Origin of the sequence: Nitrosomonas sp. GH22 (assembly GCF_009833115.1) — a bacterium.
Taxonomy (GTDB): domain Bacteria; phylum Pseudomonadota; class Gammaproteobacteria; order Burkholderiales; family Nitrosomonadaceae; genus Nitrosomonas; species Nitrosomonas eutropha.
The window spans coordinates 89,218-107,154 of record NZ_QRCA01000009.1 but is presented as its reverse complement, the minus strand read 5'-3'; the positions used below and the strand labels follow the sequence as shown (position 1 = coordinate 107,154).

Below are 17,937 nucleotides of genomic sequence, written 5' to 3'. Positions count from 1 at the left end.
AATCAGGATGATCTTTCTCTAATACGCTGTCACCCCCGGGAAGCCAACTCTAAACCCATGTCAACAGGCCCCGGGAATAACTTGAGCTTAACATGCAATTTTCACTCATTATTCCTACCCTGAACGAAGCTGGAAATATCGACCTCTTACTAACGAGTATTTTTTCTCTTGATAACTTGGGAGATCAGTTTGAAGTCATTATCGTGGATGACAGTTCCACGGATGGCACTCCTGACAAAGTCAGAAAATGGCAAAACACTCATAACGTACGTTTGATTGAAAGGCATGCACGGCCCGATCTAACTGCTTCTATTCTCGACGGAACAGCAGCCGCCAAGTATGAAGTCATTGCAGTCATGGATGCTGATTTGAGCCACCCGCCAGAACGATTGGCCTCACTGATCCAGCCGATTCTGGATGGCACTCACGACATAACGATCGGCAGTCGTTACATAGCTGGTGGCGATACTATCGGCTGGCCTTTCTATCGCCTCTGGCTGTCCCGGGCAGGGGGCTGGCTTGCACGCACCATTTGTGATGTAAATGACGCAACTTCGGGCTTCTTTGCTTTCCGAAAGGAGCTGATCAAAAATATTACAGAAAATGCTCGCGGCTATAAAATCCTACTGGAACTGCTGATGACAGGGCGTGAACAGCTGCGTGTAAAAGAAATCCCGATCCACTTTCACAATCGACTGCACGGAAGCTCCAAACTCTCCCTTTCACATCATCTTACTTATCTGCAGCAACTCATTACACTGGCTGGTGGCACCGTCTCTTTCTACACAGCAAGCCGCTTTGCCATGGTTGGATTTTTAGGTGTCTTTGTCGATGTATTGATTTTTCAATGGATGACCGGGCAGGGTATCAGTCTGGCAACCGCACATATTTCCAGTTTCATCGCAGCAGCCAGCTTCAACTATGCTTTGAATACCAAATGGTCATTCCGGCTGCATCATTCAGGACATCTACATTGGAGCCAGTTCTCTCGCTTTCTGATCGTTGGAATATTTGCAATGCTCCTGAGAGGAGCCGTTCTGGCCTGGCTGGTCTATACCTGGAACATATCAACTGAATGGGCTATTTTCCCTGCGATTATCGCGACAGCTATTGTAAATTACCTTGGATCCGCTTTTTACGTATTCCCACGAACCAAGCCCGCTGTTTCTACCGATACGCGATGGCGCATTGCTGCCGTAGGTATTGTCTGTTTCGTCATCCTGTTGCGCCTGGTTTATATGAGTGTGGCGCAGCTAATCCCCGATGAAGCTTATTACTGGCAATACGCACAACATATGGATTTGAGCTTTTTTGATCATCCGCCGATGGTAGCCTGGTTGATCTGGCTGGGAACCACGCTGGCTGGCCAGAATGAATTTGGAGTGAGAATCGGCGCCTTCTTGTGCGGATTGATCGCAATGGCTTATTTATACGCCCTTGCACGCAACCTCTACGATAAATCTACCGCTATGCGCTCAGTATTGCTGCTTGCCATCGTACCTTTTGGCTTTGCAGCAGGACTGGCAATGACACCAGATGCACCACTGGTTGCTGCTTGGGCAGCCACACTTTACTACATGGAGCGAGCCTTGCTCGCAAATCAGAATCGAGCATGGCTCGGGGTAGGTATTGCTTTCGGTCTTGGGATTCTGTCCAAATACACACTTGGACTGCTTGGTATCGCTGCACTGGTTTTCGCTATCCTGGATCCAGTTGCGCGCCGCTGGCTCTTGCGCCCACATCCCTATGTAGCTGTATTAATTGCGCTGATATTATTCAGCCCCGTGATCATCTGGAATATGGAAAATAACTGGGCTTCCTTCCTGTTTCAGACCAATAGAGTTGGCAAAACACACCACGAATTTGCAACGCCTAAGTTAATACTTCAAATTGCAATTATGCTTACGCCAGTTGGACTGGCCGCAGCGGTACTTGCATTGCGTTCAGTTTTTCTGAGCTACCCCCAGACAACCCGTAAATCTCTTTTCATTGGCGTATTCACTGGGGTTCCACTAATGATCTTTCTGATAGCCAGTACCTTCGGTTCTTTGCGCTTCCACTGGACCGGTCCACTCTGGTTAGCGTTGATACCCACCATGGCCTGGATGATCGGACAAAAGAATATATTCAAGAATATCTCGGGATGGCTGAGCGCTGCCTGGCAGCCAATGATCACCGTGTCATTATTGACCTACGCCTTCATTTTGCATTATGTCACGCTGGGAATACCTGGACTCCCTTATCAATTTCTGAGCGAGCATTATTTCTGGAGGGAAACCACAGCAGAAGTCGAAAAAATTGCTGATGAAATCAGGCAAACAACAGGAGAAGCACCAATTGTGGTCGGCATGAGCAAATGGTCAATAGCCAGTGCGCTTGCGTTTTACAACAATAATCACCCTGCCCTTGATATCCGATCCCGCAATCTGTTTGGCGAACACGCGGCCATGTACAGTTTTTGGTATCCGTCCGAATCCCCTACTAACCGGCCCATTCTGCTGATTGGGATGAAACGGCAGGCCTTAGAATCAGGCTCGGCCGAAGGAAATTTTGAAAGAATGCTGATAAAACCTGGAAGTACGAATACTCGTGAAATCTATCGGCATGATGGTGTTTTATTGCGTACTCTCTATTATCGTACTGCAGAAGGATATCGCGGCAATAATCTCACTCCATCATCAACATCTGCTTCTGTAGAAAACAGGTAGCCGTGCTTAGTGATTATGGCCAAAAAATAGTCCTATCAACCATATCGTACTGATCCCCAGAACAATAAGCGTGACCTGTTGAACAGTTGCACCGATCTCGGGACGCTTATGCAAGCTGGGAATCAGATCCGACATTGCTACATAAATCATGCTTGCTGCAGCAATAGCAAGTATTGGGGCAATCAGATGATCCAATTGATTCAGCATAAAATACCCCAGCAACCCTCCAAACACAGTTGCTGTGCTGGATAGCAGGTTGGACCAGAGTGCTCCCGCTCGTGTAAACCCTGAATTGAGTAAAATAATAAAATCCCCTGCTTCTTGTGGAATCTCATGTGCAGTAATCGCAATAGCCGTAACCATTCCCAATTGAATATCAGCCATAAAGGCTGTTGCAATCAGGATACCATCTACAAAATTATGAAAAGTGTCACCCAGTATAATCATCATGCCACTGCGGCCGTGATCGTGAACACCTACTACACCTCTGCCAGCTGTAGAAACCACCTGCGATGTGGGCTCATGTGCTTCACATTCTGATAAGTGGCAATGGCGCCATAACAGAAGTTTTTCCAGAATAAAAAAAACAAGAATACCAAGTAACAAAATAAACGTCAGTTGTTTCGGTGTATCAGTGAGCTCCAATGCTTCAGGTAACGCATTCAGAAATGCCGCTCCAAGAAGCGCGCCGATAGCATATGAAATCAGTATATTGATCCATTTATCACTACGAACATTTAAAGCAAATAATGCTGCAAGTCCAATGCTCAGCAAACCACTTGCTACGCTGGCAAGCACAATCCAGGCTAACACCGACATAAATTATGTTTCCAGATGGGTCAGAAATATGCAGAACAGGCACACTATATCGCTCACGGATTATGTGCAATCGAGCATTAGTAAGGAAGAAAATTCGTCAAGATCTTTTAGGTAAATCCATGCTCAGGAACTGTAAAACAGGCGTGTTACTTCACATGCTCCCATCTTGGCGGGTATTAAACAAGAATTACTTATCAGGAAACTGCGTCATCCACAATAAACCAGCCATCCTTCCCGTTTTACCATCACGACGGTACGAATAAAACTTTTCAGGATGGCTGTACGTACACAAATTACCACCATAGATTTGGGAGACCCCGGCATGAGACAGCCTTTGGCGTGCCAGTTCAAAAAGATCTGCATACCATTTTCCTTTTTCTTTTCCTGGAAAAAATGCCCGCGCTGCCTGACAATCATACTCGGTAAATGTCGTTCGCACCTCGTCACCGACTTCAAAGTGCTGTGAACTGATTGCCGGACCAAGCCATGCGATTATTTGATCACTATGGCTGAATTCGCGTAATGCCTGAACTGTGTTTTCGATAATTCCCTTGGCCAACCCACGCCACCCGGCATGGGCAACGCCCACTACACTACCTGCCATGTCACACAATAATACCGGGAGACAATCCGCCACCAGAACTGCACATACCACTCCGGGATATCGGCTCATTGCAGCATCCCCCTCCAGCGCTTCACTATCAGAATCTACCCAAATTGCCCTGGAACCATGAACCTGGGTCAACCAGCGGGGATGATCGGGTAAATATTGACGCAACTGGTTTCGATTTAGTTGAACAACGTGTGGATTATCATCAACATGAACCGCCAGATTCAAGCCAGTGTAAGCTCTTTTTTCAGCCGTAACCCTCCCAACATTACGGGTGGTAAACATGGCGCGAACATTTGCGGGAGAAGGCCAGTCCGGTACAATCCTATCAATCATTAACCAAGAATTCTTGTCATTACAGGATCTAAATTTAGTAATCGCATCCACTCACTGCGTCACAGCTGGATACAGTTTAGAGAAGGTCTCACAAACCCGGCCAATTTGTTCAGCAGTATGCGCCGCATTAATGCTGCAACGTACCAATGATTTTCCTTCCGGAGCAGCAGGAGGCAACACCAAATTTACATAGATATCGTGCGCCATCAATCCGTTCCACAGGGTCAGCGCCTGTTTAGGGCTGTCAAGTAAAACGGCTACTATAGGTCCGGGCTCTGGGCCCAGACAATACCCAGTTTCTTTAAGGCAGGAATAAAGCTGGTGAGCATTTCTCCATAGCTGTTCACGTAATGCATACCCATCACGCAACAACTTCAAAGCAGCACGTGTGGAAGCAATTGTTGCTGGGGAAGGGGAAGCTGTAAATATGTACGGATGGCTTATATACCGAAGCTGATTAAGCTGGGGATGATTACTGACGCAAAAGCCGCCGATACCACACAGACTTTTACTAAAAGTTCCAGTTATAAAATCAACTTCGTCAATCATCCTGGCTTTTTCTACCAACCCCTGCCCGGTTTCTCCAAGAACACCGAGTGAATGCGCCTCATCAAGTAGCAGAGTGCTCTGGTAGACATTTTTCAATTTCACGATCTCAGCCAGAGGAGCCTGATCACCCAGCATGCTGTAAATACCTTCAATAACGATCAGTGTATTACGGCTGCGATCACCCAGCCTGCGAAGACGTTTCTCAAGATCGACTACATCATTATGGCGAAAACGGATAACATCCGCTCCACTTAGAATACATCCATCATAGATACTGGCATGTGCATCCCCATCAATCAGCACAACATCACCAGCCCCCGCCAATCCAGAAATAGTTCCCAGATTAGCTTGATAGCCTGTTGTAAAAACAATACATTCGCGGCAGTGATAAAACTCTGCCAACTCGCGTTCCAGCGCCCGATGCCCGTAATAATTACCATTGGCCATACGTGAACCGGTGGTACCAGTACCTTCCCGATCAATAGCCTTATGAGCAGCCTCTCTGCATTCAGAAGAAAAGCTGAGCCCAAGATAGTTGTTCGTACCCAGCATTAATACTCGACGCTCCCCGATTCTGGCTTCCGTCGCAGAGTAGGATTCATCTATGGGGATACCAAAAGCAGCGAGCCCCTCGGGTAATTGTGCTTTCCTTGCTGCTGCAGCTGCATCAAGTTTTTCCAGCAGATTCATTATGATGATGATGATTTAATTTTATAAATCAGATTGGCAAGATCCTGAACCGTCAGGACATCCACAAGTGCATTCAACGGAACTGAGATATCGAACTGATCTTCAATTTCCATTATGAGATTCAACAGTTTGACTGAATCAATCGCAAGATGTGTAATGAGATTAGTTTCTGGAGATATCTCTGCTTCAACATCTGTAAAACAAGCCAGACGCTGACAAAGCAGTCCAGTAATTTGTGTTTGGGTTATTTTAGACATGAGATCAATCTCGGAACAGTGTATATCAACAAATTTATTTCCGGATCGAGAAACATGAAAGTCGCGTATTGTCGCATGAAGTATTTTCGAATGCTTCAGGAATAAATATTGTTACATTTTGACAAGTGATGGCAAGGCTGTTTGTAACTTGATTGTCGGATGCCAACCAACTAGCTCTTTCCTCAGGAAAGAAATATCACAGGTCCAGTCAGAATGCTGAAGTTCCATCACCTTTCCTGGTGTCAGCATTGGAGCGTAATTCAAAAGATGAGCCAACCACAAATTAAAACGAGCCAACATACATATACTGCTTGCCGGTATCTGGAAACAACGTACCGGCTTCCCTAGAACTTGCTGTGCAATCATGGCTATCGATGTATAGTTGTACCCATCTGATGTGCCGTCATCAATTGCATAAATACCGCCCACGGGACGGGTTGTCTCAAGCCAGCAATAAATAGCAGCAACCAAATCATCAACATGTATCAAGCCGAAACGATTATCCGGATTTCCAGGAACAGGGAGTATACCGTATCGCATAGATCGAAAAAAAGGTAGCATCGCTTTGTCACCAGGGCCGTAAACTGCAGCCGGCCTGTATATAACAGATGCTAACCGTCCAGAAAATCTCGGGATTTGTTCTTCGGCCTCAAATTTGCTTCGTGCATACCAGGAAAGAAGTGGTTCACGCGCTGCCAGAGAAGAAATGTATAAAAATCTTGAGCAAGAAGTTGAGTCAGAAGCTACCCGTAATATATTTCTCGTTCCAATTACATTGGTCTGGTAGAAATCATCCCAAGATTTTCCTTTGACCACACCGGCACAATGTATAACAGCTTCAGCGCCAGAAACAAGGTCGCGCAACGCATTATTACAACCAAGATCTCCAGAAATCCACTCTATGAATGGATTATCTTTTTGTGAAGATATACATCTTGCCAATGCACGGATTTTCCATCCAGATTCAGCCAACTTAGCAATAAGTATGCGGCCAATAAATCCTGTAGCACCTGTTACTGCAACAGTTCTAACCATAAAGTACTACCGGATGCGAGAAGAAATATTTTGACTCCTTCCCCTAAAGAAATAAGCAGATTTTACTGATGAAGGATCAGCTATTAGCCGACTGTATAACTGGTAGCAGCAGGTTGTTCCATATTTGTACGCCGCAAAAACCCCTGTCGTGCCGCAAAGCGCGATAATTTTCCTGAAGATGTCCGTGGCAAAGTATGTGGGGGCACCAGCTCAACCAAACAACTTACCCCAAATGCCATATATACCATCTGCTGAAGCCTGTTAATGAGTGCTTGTCGATCTACTGCTGAAGCCAACCTGCATTCCACAACCAAAACGACTGACGTCGAGCCATTTTCATCGCTGATTCCAAAAGCAGAAGCTTCACGGGTTCTGACTTCTGGCTGCTGTTCAGCCAGTTCTTCCACATCCTGCGCTCGAATATTTCTACCATTAACAATAATGACATCTGTTCGTCTCCCTGTGATATATAAATCACCTTCAAACAGAAAACCAATATCTCCAGTATCTAACCATCCATCTGATCTGATCGCTCTGGCAGTCTCTTCCGCGTTGTTAAAGTAGCCATTCATCACACTTTCCCCTTTGACTAGAATACTACCCACCATCAAATGGGGAACTTCCTGATCAGCGTCATCGACAACTCTGATTTCATGGCCTGGCAACGGACGTCCGCAATTCACAAACTCATTAAATTTCCTGCCATCTGCCTGAACTCTTACTGCTATCTTTTTTTCGATCAAAGTCTTGGCATCTACACGTAAACTTTTCACTCCTTGATTGATATCAGGGAAAGACACAGCCAAAGTAGATTCAGCCAGACCATAACAAGGCAAGAAAGCATCTTCATTAAATCCCGCTGCTGAAAACTTGGCTGAAAAACTTTTCAATGTATCGAGCCGGATCATCTCAGCCCCAACACCAGCGGCACGCCAGCAACTTAAGTCCAGATCCATTAAATCAGAATCGCGTGCGCGCAAAGTGCATAACTTGAGACCAAAAGGCTGACTAAAGGCAATAGTACAGCGATTACGACTGATCAATTTAAGCCATTGCAAAGGACGAACAGCGAAATCCCGGGTTGCCAAATAATCAACGGATAACTGGGCAGCCAAAGGAGCCAACACCAAGCCAACCAAACCCATATCATGGTAAAAAGGTAGCCACGAAGCGCATCGATCACCGGGTCTCACATCAAGACCATTGCAAACGATGCCACGCAGATTAGTCATTAAAGCCCGCTCAGTAATAACTACTCCTCTCGGCAAACGAGTACTGCCGGAAGTAAATTGCAGATAAGCCGTTTCATCCGGGGTATTTGGAGAAAGCGCCACATCAGCTTCAGGTAATAGATTCAATTGCTCAGGTGTGCCACTCCATTTGAGTTCACTGCTTCCCAGACTCTCAACTACCTCATTGAGAAACTCAATAAAATCAAGATTAGCTATTGCAACGCTTGCCCCACTGCCCCCAAGCATCCCTTTTAACTGCTGTACATAAATCGCACGGCTACCAAGATTAACGGGCACCGGCATGGCAAATGGAACAAGGCCCGCAAACCGGCAGGCAAAAAACAGCTCAACAAACTCCGGAGTAGTATCAGCAATCAGAGCAACGCGGCTGTTGCGTGCCAGCCCAAGGCCAGACAGCCGTCTTGCAATTATTTTTGCATTAGCGCATAAATTTTTATATGTAAGTACAGACTTGAGATTACCTTTCGCGTCATAGAAGTTATGTCCAGTTTCTCCTTGTGCTGCGTACTCAAGCGACTCCACCAATGTTGTAAAATCAGCTCTTCTCTGGTTCAACAAATTAATTGTGGGCGTTGCCGAAACAACACCTGCTTCGGAAGATAGGGAATTACCTTCTTGCGCCGGCAGAACATCCAATTTGGCTATTATCGAACTCAAAATCTTCCCCTAGAAATATTTTATGGCCAATTTGCTGAATAGATCGAATGCGCGCACTAAAGAATTAATCAATTTAGCCAAGATAATCAAAAGCCTATCTTGCTCCACGCACCGTATTCACTTCATGATATGTATGGGCTGCGAGCTTATAGAAGCGCTGTTTAACTGTCAAGACAACACCGAATTTAGTGTTGTATTATAGCAACAGTCACTTCCAAAATAAACGTTTACGCAGCATGCTTACTTGGTTCATCTATATAGTCACACACTGTGTTCTGCGAAACGAGATGACTGCTGCAACGAAGGCAATAAATTCATATTCATAACAAGCGCAATATCACGGATCCATCCATGGAGCCCATTCTCACGAATTTTTCTGTAGTGTCTTGCAAAGGGCTTGATTAAAAACTCCTTCTTCAGTAGTTAGATTTACCGCGATTCATCGACGTTAAACAGATACATCTGCACATACTCATTTGTAGTATTCTCGCGAATATCATATAGACGATGTCATAAATTCTTATAACTAATCTGATGCTTCTAAATATTCGGCCATAGTATAGGTAAAATAACCAACCTGTTATTCAAACGGAAATAAATTTAATGATGCTATCACCCTCAGGCAAACAACACGATATAGAATGAAACAACAAAATATACAGACACTTAGAATCAGCTTATTGCTACTGTTCATGATGTTGTCACTCATGCCTTGTGTTTATGCTGGCAGCTGGGTACGCCCACCCGATGACATAGACATTTTCGGGCAAATTCAGACAGTCACAGCCAGTCGCTCTGAAACTCTACTCGATGTGGCGCGCCGTTATGACATTGGCCAGGATGAAATGATGCTGGCCAACCCCAATGTAAATCGCTGGCTGCCTGAAGAAGGGGCAAAAGTTATTTTGCCACTGCGCTTTATCATTCCTCAGGCTGAACGTACCGGACTTGTAATAAATCTACCAGAAATGCGGCTTTATTATTTCCCCAAACCAATAAAAGGGCAAAAACCAGAGATTATTACTCATCCTGTCAGTATTGGCAGGATGGATTGGAACACACCGCTGGGCAAAACCACTATCGTCAGAAAACAAAAAGACCCTACATGGACCCCCCCCCAATCACTCCGGAAAGAAGCAATAGAGGAAGGCAGACCTCCGTTATTGGATGTCGTTCCAGCCGGACCGGACAACCCTCTCGGGAAATATGCACTCTATCTGGGCTTGCCTGGATACCTCATCCACGGCACCAACAAGCCGCTTGGTGTAGGGATGCGTGTCACACATGGCTGCATGCGCCTATATCCGGAAGATATCGAGGAACTGTTTAATCTTATTCCTACAGGCACGCCGGTACAAATAGTCAATCAGCCTATCAAACTGGGATGGCAGGGTGATCTCTTATACATCGAGCTTCACCCACCACTGGAGGAAGAAAATATTACACCTCTCGACTTTGAACAGGAAATCCATCGCACAATTTTGGAATTCTTCGAAAGAACATCGAAGGATACTGACGGTAGAATAACACGGAATATCAAAATCGACCAACAAGCTCTGGAGTCAGCAATTCAAGCCAGAGATGGTATACCCACTTTAATTTCTGAAGATTAACAAAAGACTGATACTCAAATATATTTAACATCCAATATTTCATATTCCCGGATACCACCAGGAGCTTGAACTTCAGCCACATCTCCCGCATATTTACCAATTAATGCCCGCGCAATAGGAGAGCTGATAGAGATTTTACCTTCCTTAATATCAGCTTCATCATCTCCCACAACCTGATAGGTAACTGCCGTATTAGTATCCAGATCCACGAGATCAACAGTTGCGCCAAATACACATGCACCATCCGCATTCAATGCTGCAGGATTAATAATTTGAGCATTAGATAGCTTACTTTCCAACTCCGCAATACGTCCTTCTATGAATCCCTGCTTTTCTTTTGCAGCATCATATTCAGCATTCTCGGACAAATCTCCATGGGAACGAGCTTCTGCAATAGCAGCAATTATTGCAGGACGATGAACAGTCTTCATTTCATGCAACTCAGCACGCAACTTCTCTGCACCAGATTGCGTAATTGGAATAGCATTCATAACTTAATTTCTCTTTCTATGAAAAACAATAAAAAACAGAATCTGTTGAATCTGTTAAATAATAACGAATCATTTTAATGTTACAAATTATGAATTCATAGCCACATCTGATTGAAGAAGCAAGGGATTAATTACCAGAAATAGCTTTAAGCAGGAATTCATAAAACTTGAAGAGTATTGTTGCCTAGGAGACAAGATTTTGCAAACGATAAACCCGCAACTCCTGGCAATTTGCCATGCCTGTACAGGCGGCACGCGCACCAGCTACCGTTGTATAATAAGTCGTTCTGGCCTGCAAAGCGGCACGCCGAATCGAATATGAGTCACGCACAGCACTCCTCTTATTGGAGACTGTATTGAGGATCAGAGAGATTTCACCATTCTTGATCATATCTACAATATGCGGCCGGCCCTCAGCCACTTTATTGACAGTCACAACTGGCAATCCAGCCTGAGATAGGCTGTATGCCGTACCTTTCGTAGCATAAAGCGAAAATCCCAGTTTGATCAATCTCGCAGCGATCGAAACAACCTCCGGCTTGTCACCATCCCTGACACTGATAAACACATTGCCTGAAACAGGTAATTGAACACCTGCTGCAAGTTGTGATTTGAAAAATGCTTCTGCAAAGGTTTTACCGATTCCCATTACCTCACCAGTCGATTTCATCTCCGGCCCAAGTATGGTATCGACTCCTGAAAACTTAACAAATGGAAAAACAGCCTCTTTTACTGAAAAGTGGGCTGGGTGGACTTCTCTGGTAATACCCTGATCAGCCAATGTTCTTCCCGCCATACAACGGGCCGCAATTTTAGCCAGCTGCAAACCAGTCGCTTTAGAAACAAAGGGAACTGTGCGCGATGCTCTGGGGTTAACTTCCAGTACATATACAACATTATCCTGTATGGCGAACTGTATGTTCATCAATCCTCTGACATTCAGCGCACGTGCCATGGCCCCGGTTTGCCTACGCAACTCATCTTGCAGAGAAGTGGAAAGACTAAAAGGAGGTAACGAACAGGCAGAGTCGCCAGAATGAACGCCAGCCTGCTCAATATGTTCCATAATCCCGCCTACCAGAACAGTTTCTCCGTCAAAAATCGCATCAACATCCACCTCAATCGCATTGTTAAGATAATGATCCAACAGCACGGGCGAATCATTAGATACCTTCACGGCTTCCTGCATATAACGCTCCAGATCACGCGCCTCATGCACAATTTCCATAGCGCGTCCGCCCAATACATAGCTTGGTCTGACGACAAGTGGATAACCGATATTATCCGCTGCTGCCAAAGCTGCTTCTGGAGTACGCGCGGTAAAATTAGGAGGTTGCTTAAGCCCCAAACCCTGCAGCATCGCCTGGAATCGCTCACGATCCTCGGCACAGTCAATCATATCCGGGCTTGTACCAATAATAGGCACTTCATTTTCTTCCAGCTCACGCGCCAGCTTCAGTGGAGTCTGACCGCCATATTGCACAATGACGCCAACCGGTTTTTCTACTGCGACAATTTCCAGCACATCTTCAAGCGTAAGAGGCTCAAAATACAGCCGATCCGAAACATCATAATCCGTTGAAACGGTTTCCGGATTACAGTTAATCATGATTGTTTCATACTGGTCTTCACGCAATGCCAAGGCTGCGTGCACACAACAATAATCAAATTCAATACCCTGACCGATACGATTGGGTCCACCGCCCAGTACCATAATTTTCTTTTTATCAGATGGGCGAGATTCGCACTCTTCCTCATAGGTTGAGTACATGTAGGCCGTCTGCGTATCAAATTCGGCTGCACAAGTATCTACTCGCTTGTAGACCGGGCGCAAGCCCAGCTGATGTCGTCTGGCACGCACCTTGCTTTGGCTTGTATCAAGCAGCACCGCCAAACGCCGATCCGAGAAGCCACTGCGCTTCAATTGGCGCAGCTCGCTTCGGTCTAGCGTAGCCAGCTGCCTGCCCGTAAGTGCTTGCTCTTGCCTTACCAGATCCTCAATCTGCACCAGAAACCAGGGGTCAATTCGGGTAAGCGCATGAACCTCATCAAAAGGAACATTGCAACGGAAGGCATCAGCAACATACCATAACCGTTCTGGCCCTGGGTGGCCCAATTCAGCCTTAATGATCTCGGTATCTGCAGTTTTTTCATCCAGTCCATCCACACCGGTTTCTAATCCGCGCAATGCCTTCTGTAGTGACTCCTGAAAAGTGCGGCCAATCGCCATGACCTCACCTACTGATTTCATTTGTGTCGTCAGACGATCATTCGCCTGTGGAAACTTCTCGAACGCAAAACGCGGCACCTTGGTTACCACATAATCAATAGTCGGCTCAAACGAGGCCGGAATAACACCATCTGCTATATCGTTACCCAGCTCATTAAGTGTATAACCAACCGCCAACTTGGCTGCAACCTTGGCAATAGGAAAACCCGTCGCTTTCGAAGCCAGCGCAGATGAACGTGATACCCGTGGATTCATTTCGATCACAAGCATGTTTCCATTTTCGGGATTAATGGCAAACTGGACGTTGGAACCACCCGTTTCCACTCCGATCTCCCTAAGCACTGCAATGGAAGCATCACGCATGCGCTGATATTCTTTGTCTGTCAGTGTCTGGGCAGGTGCAACAGTGATCGAATCGCCCGTATGAACACCCATAGGATCAACATTCTCGATGGCACAGACAATGATGCAGTTATCCTGTTTATCACGGATAACTTCCATTTCAAATTCTTTCCAGCCGATAACAGATTCTTCGATCAACAATTCCCGTGTGGGTGAAGCCTCCAGGCCACGCTCACAGATCTCTACAAATTCTTCCCGATTATAGGCAATACCGCCACCACTCCCCCCTAACGTAAAAGAAGGTCGGATAATTACCGGGTAACCAATTACTGCTTGCGCCCGCATGGCTTCTTCCATACTGTGCGCCATAGCAGAACGTGCCGATTGCAACCCTATCCGCGTCATCGCCTGCTTAAATTTCTCACGATCCTCCGCCATATCAATGGCTTCACGAGAAGCGCCAATAAGCACCACACCGTATTTTTCCAGTACACCATGTCGAACCAGGTCCAAAGCACAATTAAGTGCAGTTTGCCCACCCATAGTCGGCAGTAATGCATCCGGTCGTTCTATCTCGATTACCTTTTCTACTACCTGCCAAGTAATCGGTTCTATATAGGTAGCATCGGTCAACTCCGGATCAGTCATGATCGTCGCCGGATTGGAATTGATCAGAATGACACGATAACCTTCTTCTCGTAATGCCCGGCAGGCCTGCACACCAGAATAGTCAAATTCACATGCCTGGCCGATAACAATCGGCCCGGCACCAATAATGAGGATGGATTTCAGATCGGTACGCTTAGGCATTTAAGTAGAAGATTGTTCTGATGACTCAGGCTGGTTGCTTGTTTTCCGCCATCCGACTGACGAAACGACTGAATAAATAATCAACATCCTGAGGGCCTGGACTTGCTTCAGGATGTCCTTGGAAACAGAAAACAGGATGATCTGTCAGTTCGAAACCCTGAAGACTCCCGTCGAACAATGAATGATGAGTAACGCGTGCATTAGCAGGCAAGGTGTCGGTAGCGACTGCAAACCCGTGATTCTGGCTGGTAATCATCACCCGATTGCTATCAACATCCAACACCGGGTGATTGGCACCATGCTGACCAAATCGCATCTTGATCGTTTTGGCACCAATCGCTAAAGCAACCAGCTGATGGCCCAGACAAATTCCAAATACAGGAATTCCACTTTCCAGCAATGCACGTGTAGTAGCAATCGCATAACCACAGGCTTCCGGATCACCTGGGCCATTGGAAAGTACTACTCCATCAGGTTTGGCAGCAAGAATCTCCTCAATCCGAGTTTGAGCAGGATAGACAATAACGTGACAACCTCGCTCAACCAGTTTACGCAAAATCGTACGCTTGACACCAAAATCCAACACAACAACCCGGTATTGACGCTCACTTATAGTCTGATAACCTGTTTCCGGATCCCATTCTCCTTCACTGAATTCCCATGATTGGTTACAGCTAACCACGCGCGCCAGATCCATTCCAGTCAGACCGGGAAAAGCCCGTGCTTGTTGTAAAGCCTCGATTTCATCGATATGACCAGCCATGATGCAACCCGCCTGAGCACCTTTGATTCTTAAAATACGTGTGAGCTTACGAGTATCGATCTCGGCAATTGCTGGAACATTATGCTGCTTGAGAAAATCTGGCAATAATTGGCGGCTGCGCCAACTGCTGGCAATGAGCGGCAAATCTCGAATCACCAACCCTGCCGCATGAATGACTTTGGAATCTATCGTAGATTCAATATCTTCGTCATTAACACCGGTATTGCCAATATGCGGATAAGTCAGTGTAACAATCTGACGGCAGTAAGACGGATCGGTAAGAATTTCCTGGTAGCCGGTCATAGCCGTATTGAAGGCTACTTCCCCGGTAGCTACACCTTCGGCACCAATTGAGTCCCCATGAAAAACAGTACCATCAGCCAAAACGAGTACAGCGCGCGGACGGTTAGACACAGGACTCCCCAATGATTTGTAGCAAAACGCAGACAGACAGAAAAAAAGCGGTTCGAATTGATTCCACACCGCTAAAGTTAATTATACATGAGTACGGGAGCTTTTCCAGAAACTGCTCGCCCTTTACACTGAGCATCGCGCTACCTGTCAGAGAAATAGCACCACTGTTTTCGGCAAAGCTTCTCACTAGATTATTTGACAACAATATTGAACACGCCCAAAATACAAAAATTACTCAAACCACCATCCCATGATGGCGCAATAGTGCATCAATTTTTGGCTCGCGTCCGCGAAACGCAACAAATGACTCAAGCGCAGGACGGCTACCGCCTACAGCAAGAATTTCATGCCAGAAACGCTCGCCAGTCTTCGCATTAACCACTTGGCCAACACCATTTTCCTCAAATAGGCTATAAGCATCGGCGGACAATACTTCTGCCCATTTATAGCTGTAATAACCAGCTGCATAACCCCCAGCAAATATATGTCCAAAGCTGCTCGGAAACCGGTGGAAAGCTGGCGGAATAATAACCGCTACCTGCTGACGGATTTTATCCAGACGCTGCAACACGGTCTCGCTGCCCAGTGGATCAAAATCAGTGTGCAGATGCATGTCAAACAAGGCAAATTCGATCTGACGTAAAGTTTGAAGACCGCTCTGAAAATTCTTGGCTGCGAGCATCTTGTCGAATAATGTGCGTGGTAACGGATCACCAGTTTCCACATGCGCAGCCATATCGCGCAACACCTCCCATTCCCAGCAAAAGTTCTCCATGAACTGGCTTGGCAGTTCGACCGCATCCCACTCGACGCCGTTAATACCGGAAACCCCCAGTTCATCCATCTGCGTCAGCAAGTGGTGCAATCCATGACCAAACTCATGAAACAGTGTAATGACCTCATCATGCGTAAACAACGCAGGGCGCAAATGGCCATTGATCGTCACTGGCGCAGAAAAATTACAGGTGAGGTAAGCAACTGGCACCTGGATTTCAGAACGGCCGATTTCTGGCACCTCAATTCGCCGCCGCGTTACGGCATCATCCATCCACGCTCCTCCACGCTTGCCAGGACGAGCATAAAGATCCAGATAGAATTGCCCCGACACATCGCCTTCACCGTCAGTAATATCGAAAAACCTTACATCCTGGTGCCAACGCTGAACATTACGCGCCTGCTCCACTTCACTGATATGTATCCCGTACAGCGTTTCCACCAACCCGAACATACCGGACAACACCTTGTTTTCTGGAAAATATTGCTTGACTTCCTGATCAGAAAAAGCATAACGCTCGATCCGCAGCTTTTCACTAACATAGGCAATATCCCACGCCTCAAGTTGGGTCAGCTTTAGTTTATCAGCTGCAAACTGACGTAGTTCCGCCAGATCTCTTTCCGCATAGGGTCTCGCTTTAGCAGCCAGTTCATTCAAAAAATCCAGCACCTGCTGCGGCGTTTCTGCCATCTTGGGGGCAAGAGATACCTGAGCATAGCAATCATAACCTAGCAATTTGGCTTCTTCCTGACGCAAACGCAGGATCTGTTCGATCAAAGGCATGTTGTCACGCTTCACAGTCTGATCTGGACTGACTTCAAGCTCACTGGCTCGCGTTGTATATGCCCGGTACATCTGTTCACGCAAACTGCGGTTATCTGCGTACTGCATAACCGGCAGATAGGATGGAGCATGTAGCGTAAATTTCCAGCCCGGCACAGTAATTAAGGTATCTTTAGCTGCTGCTTCACTGGCTGCCTGCAATATATCTTCCGGGATCCCGGCCAGCTCACTCCGGTTTTCTATCAACAAGGAAAATGCATTGGTTGCATCAAGCAGGTTATCACTGAATTTTGCACTCAATGCTGACAGCTCTTCTTGAATTTGCATAAACCGCACTTTATCGTCAGGTGATAATTCAGCCCCTCCCAACCGAAAATCCCGCAATTGGTTTTCTACAATTTTCCTGCGTGCCTGACTCAAATTATTGAACGCCGAATCTGTTCGCAATTGCTTAAATTTCTCAAACAATACTGGGTCTTGTGATAACTCAGCATAGTACTGCGTAACACGCGGCAGATTGGTATTATAGATTTCACGCAACTCTGGATTATTCATGACTGCATTCAAATGTGTCACCTGCCCCCATGCACGCGACAGACGCTCATTCACATCCACCATTGGTTGCACAAAATCCTGCCAATTCGGGACTTCCGATGTATTTTTGACTGCATTCATCACTGCGCGGCAATCACGCAATAGCTCATCTATGGCTGGCGCAATATGTTCATTTCGGATTTCCTCATAATGTGGCAACGTGGAAAAATCAAGTAACGGGTTCTTCATATCAGTTATATATTCAAAG

At 46.2% G+C, this 17,937-nt stretch carries 12 protein-coding genes; 2 read left to right on the top strand and 10 right to left on the bottom strand.

Annotated features, from left to right (window positions below):
* Window positions 1–92: 92 nt before the first annotated feature.
* Complete coding sequence (locus ABF86_RS02375; protein WP_074684698.1) at window positions 93–2,708, top strand: glycosyltransferase family 39 protein; 2,616 nt, start codon at window positions 93–95, stop codon at window positions 2,706–2,708.
* A 6-nt stretch (window positions 2,709–2,714) separates the two neighbouring features.
* Here ABF86_RS02375 and ABF86_RS02370 read toward each other — a convergent pair whose 3' ends face one another.
* The 6 genes from ABF86_RS02370 to ABF86_RS02345 all read right to left on the bottom strand — a co-directional run bounded on the left by ABF86_RS02370 (window position 2,715) and on the right by ABF86_RS02345 (window position 8,914).
* The gene (locus tag ABF86_RS02370; RefSeq protein ID WP_011633582.1) at window positions 2,715–3,527 is read right to left on the bottom strand and encodes a ZIP family metal transporter; all 813 of its coding nucleotides are present in this window, start codon (window positions 3,525–3,527) and stop codon (window positions 2,715–2,717) included.
* 187 nt (window positions 3,528–3,714) lie between these two features.
* Window positions 3,715–4,473, bottom strand: a complete 759-nt coding sequence (pgeF, locus tag ABF86_RS02365) for a peptidoglycan editing factor PgeF (RefSeq protein ID WP_074684697.1) — start codon at window positions 4,471–4,473, stop codon at window positions 3,715–3,717.
* Window positions 4,474–4,524: 51 nt separating this feature from the next.
* The gene (locus ABF86_RS02360) at window positions 4,525–5,712 is read right to left on the bottom strand and encodes an aminotransferase class I/II-fold pyridoxal phosphate-dependent enzyme (RefSeq protein ID WP_074684696.1); all 1,188 of its coding nucleotides are present in this window, start codon (window positions 5,710–5,712) and stop codon (window positions 4,525–4,527) included.
* Complete coding sequence (locus ABF86_RS02355) at window positions 5,712–5,969, bottom strand: acyl carrier protein (RefSeq protein ID WP_074684695.1); 258 nt, start codon at window positions 5,967–5,969, stop codon at window positions 5,712–5,714. Before ABF86_RS02355 ends, ABF86_RS02360 begins: the two co-directional genes overlap by 1 nt.
* Window positions 5,970–6,080: 111 nt before the next feature.
* The gene (locus ABF86_RS02350; protein ID WP_074684694.1) at window positions 6,081–7,004 is read right to left on the bottom strand and encodes an NAD-dependent epimerase/dehydratase family protein; all 924 of its coding nucleotides are present in this window, start codon (window positions 7,002–7,004) and stop codon (window positions 6,081–6,083) included.
* A gap of 83 nt (window positions 7,005–7,087) precedes the next feature.
* On the bottom strand, window positions 7,088–8,914 hold the full coding sequence (locus ABF86_RS02345; protein ID WP_074455380.1) for a fatty acyl-AMP ligase: 1,827 nt from the start codon (window positions 8,912–8,914) through the stop codon (window positions 7,088–7,090).
* A 641-nt stretch (window positions 8,915–9,555) separates the two neighbouring features.
* Here ABF86_RS02345 and ABF86_RS02340 point away from each other — a divergent pair.
* Window positions 9,556–10,527 (top strand): L,D-transpeptidase family protein, encoded by a 972-nt coding sequence (locus tag ABF86_RS02340; protein ID WP_074455379.1) that lies wholly within the window; start codon window positions 9,556–9,558, stop codon window positions 10,525–10,527.
* 14 nt (window positions 10,528–10,541) lie between these two features.
* Here the strand turns inward: ABF86_RS02340 and greA are convergent, their stop codons facing one another.
* From greA to ABF86_RS02320, 4 genes are all read right to left on the bottom strand, one after another.
* On the bottom strand, window positions 10,542–11,018 hold the full coding sequence (gene greA, locus ABF86_RS02335; RefSeq protein ID WP_011633575.1) for a transcription elongation factor GreA: 477 nt from the start codon (window positions 11,016–11,018) through the stop codon (window positions 10,542–10,544).
* A 184-nt stretch (window positions 11,019–11,202) separates the two neighbouring features.
* Window positions 11,203–14,400, bottom strand: coding sequence for a carbamoyl-phosphate synthase large subunit (carB, locus tag ABF86_RS02330; protein WP_074684693.1), 3,198 nt, complete (start codon window positions 14,398–14,400; stop codon window positions 11,203–11,205).
* A 25-nt stretch (window positions 14,401–14,425) separates the two neighbouring features.
* Window positions 14,426–15,577 carry a glutamine-hydrolyzing carbamoyl-phosphate synthase small subunit gene (carA, locus tag ABF86_RS02325; protein ID WP_074684747.1) on the bottom strand — a complete coding sequence of 384 codons (1,152 nt, stop codon included), beginning with the start codon at window positions 15,575–15,577 and terminating at the stop codon, window positions 14,426–14,428.
* A gap of 235 nt (window positions 15,578–15,812) precedes the next feature.
* Window positions 15,813–17,918 carry a M3 family metallopeptidase gene (locus ABF86_RS02320; RefSeq protein WP_074684692.1) on the bottom strand — a complete coding sequence of 702 codons (2,106 nt, stop codon included), beginning with the start codon at window positions 17,916–17,918 and terminating at the stop codon, window positions 15,813–15,815.
* Window positions 17,919–17,937 lie beyond the last annotated feature (19 nt).

Coding starts and splice junctions, on each gene's coding strand:
- ABF86_RS02375 (WP_074684698.1), top strand. CDS start 93: ATGCAATTTTCACTCATTATTCCTACCCTGAACGAAGCTGGAAATATC.
- ABF86_RS02370 (WP_011633582.1), bottom strand. CDS start 3,527: ATGTCGGTGTTAGCCTGGATTGTGCTTGCCAGCGTAGCAAGTGGTTTG.
- pgeF (WP_074684697.1), bottom strand. CDS start 4,473: ATGATTGATAGGATTGTACCGGACTGGCCTTCTCCCGCAAATGTTCGC.
- ABF86_RS02360 (WP_074684696.1), bottom strand. CDS start 5,712: ATGAATCTGCTGGAAAAACTTGATGCAGCTGCAGCAGCAAGGAAAGCA.
- ABF86_RS02355 (WP_074684695.1), bottom strand. CDS start 5,969: ATGTCTAAAATAACCCAAACACAAATTACTGGACTGCTTTGTCAGCGT.
- ABF86_RS02350 (WP_074684694.1), bottom strand. CDS start 7,004: ATGGTTAGAACTGTTGCAGTAACAGGTGCTACAGGATTTATTGGCCGC.
- ABF86_RS02340 (WP_074455379.1), top strand. CDS start 9,556: ATGAAACAACAAAATATACAGACACTTAGAATCAGCTTATTGCTACTG.
- greA (WP_011633575.1), bottom strand. CDS start 11,018: ATGAATGCTATTCCAATTACGCAATCTGGTGCAGAGAAGTTGCGTGCT.
- carB (WP_074684693.1), bottom strand. CDS start 14,400: ATGCCTAAGCGTACCGATCTGAAATCCATCCTCATTATTGGTGCCGGG.
- ABF86_RS02320 (WP_074684692.1), bottom strand. CDS start 17,918: ATGAAGAACCCGTTACTTGATTTTTCCACGTTGCCACATTATGAGGAA.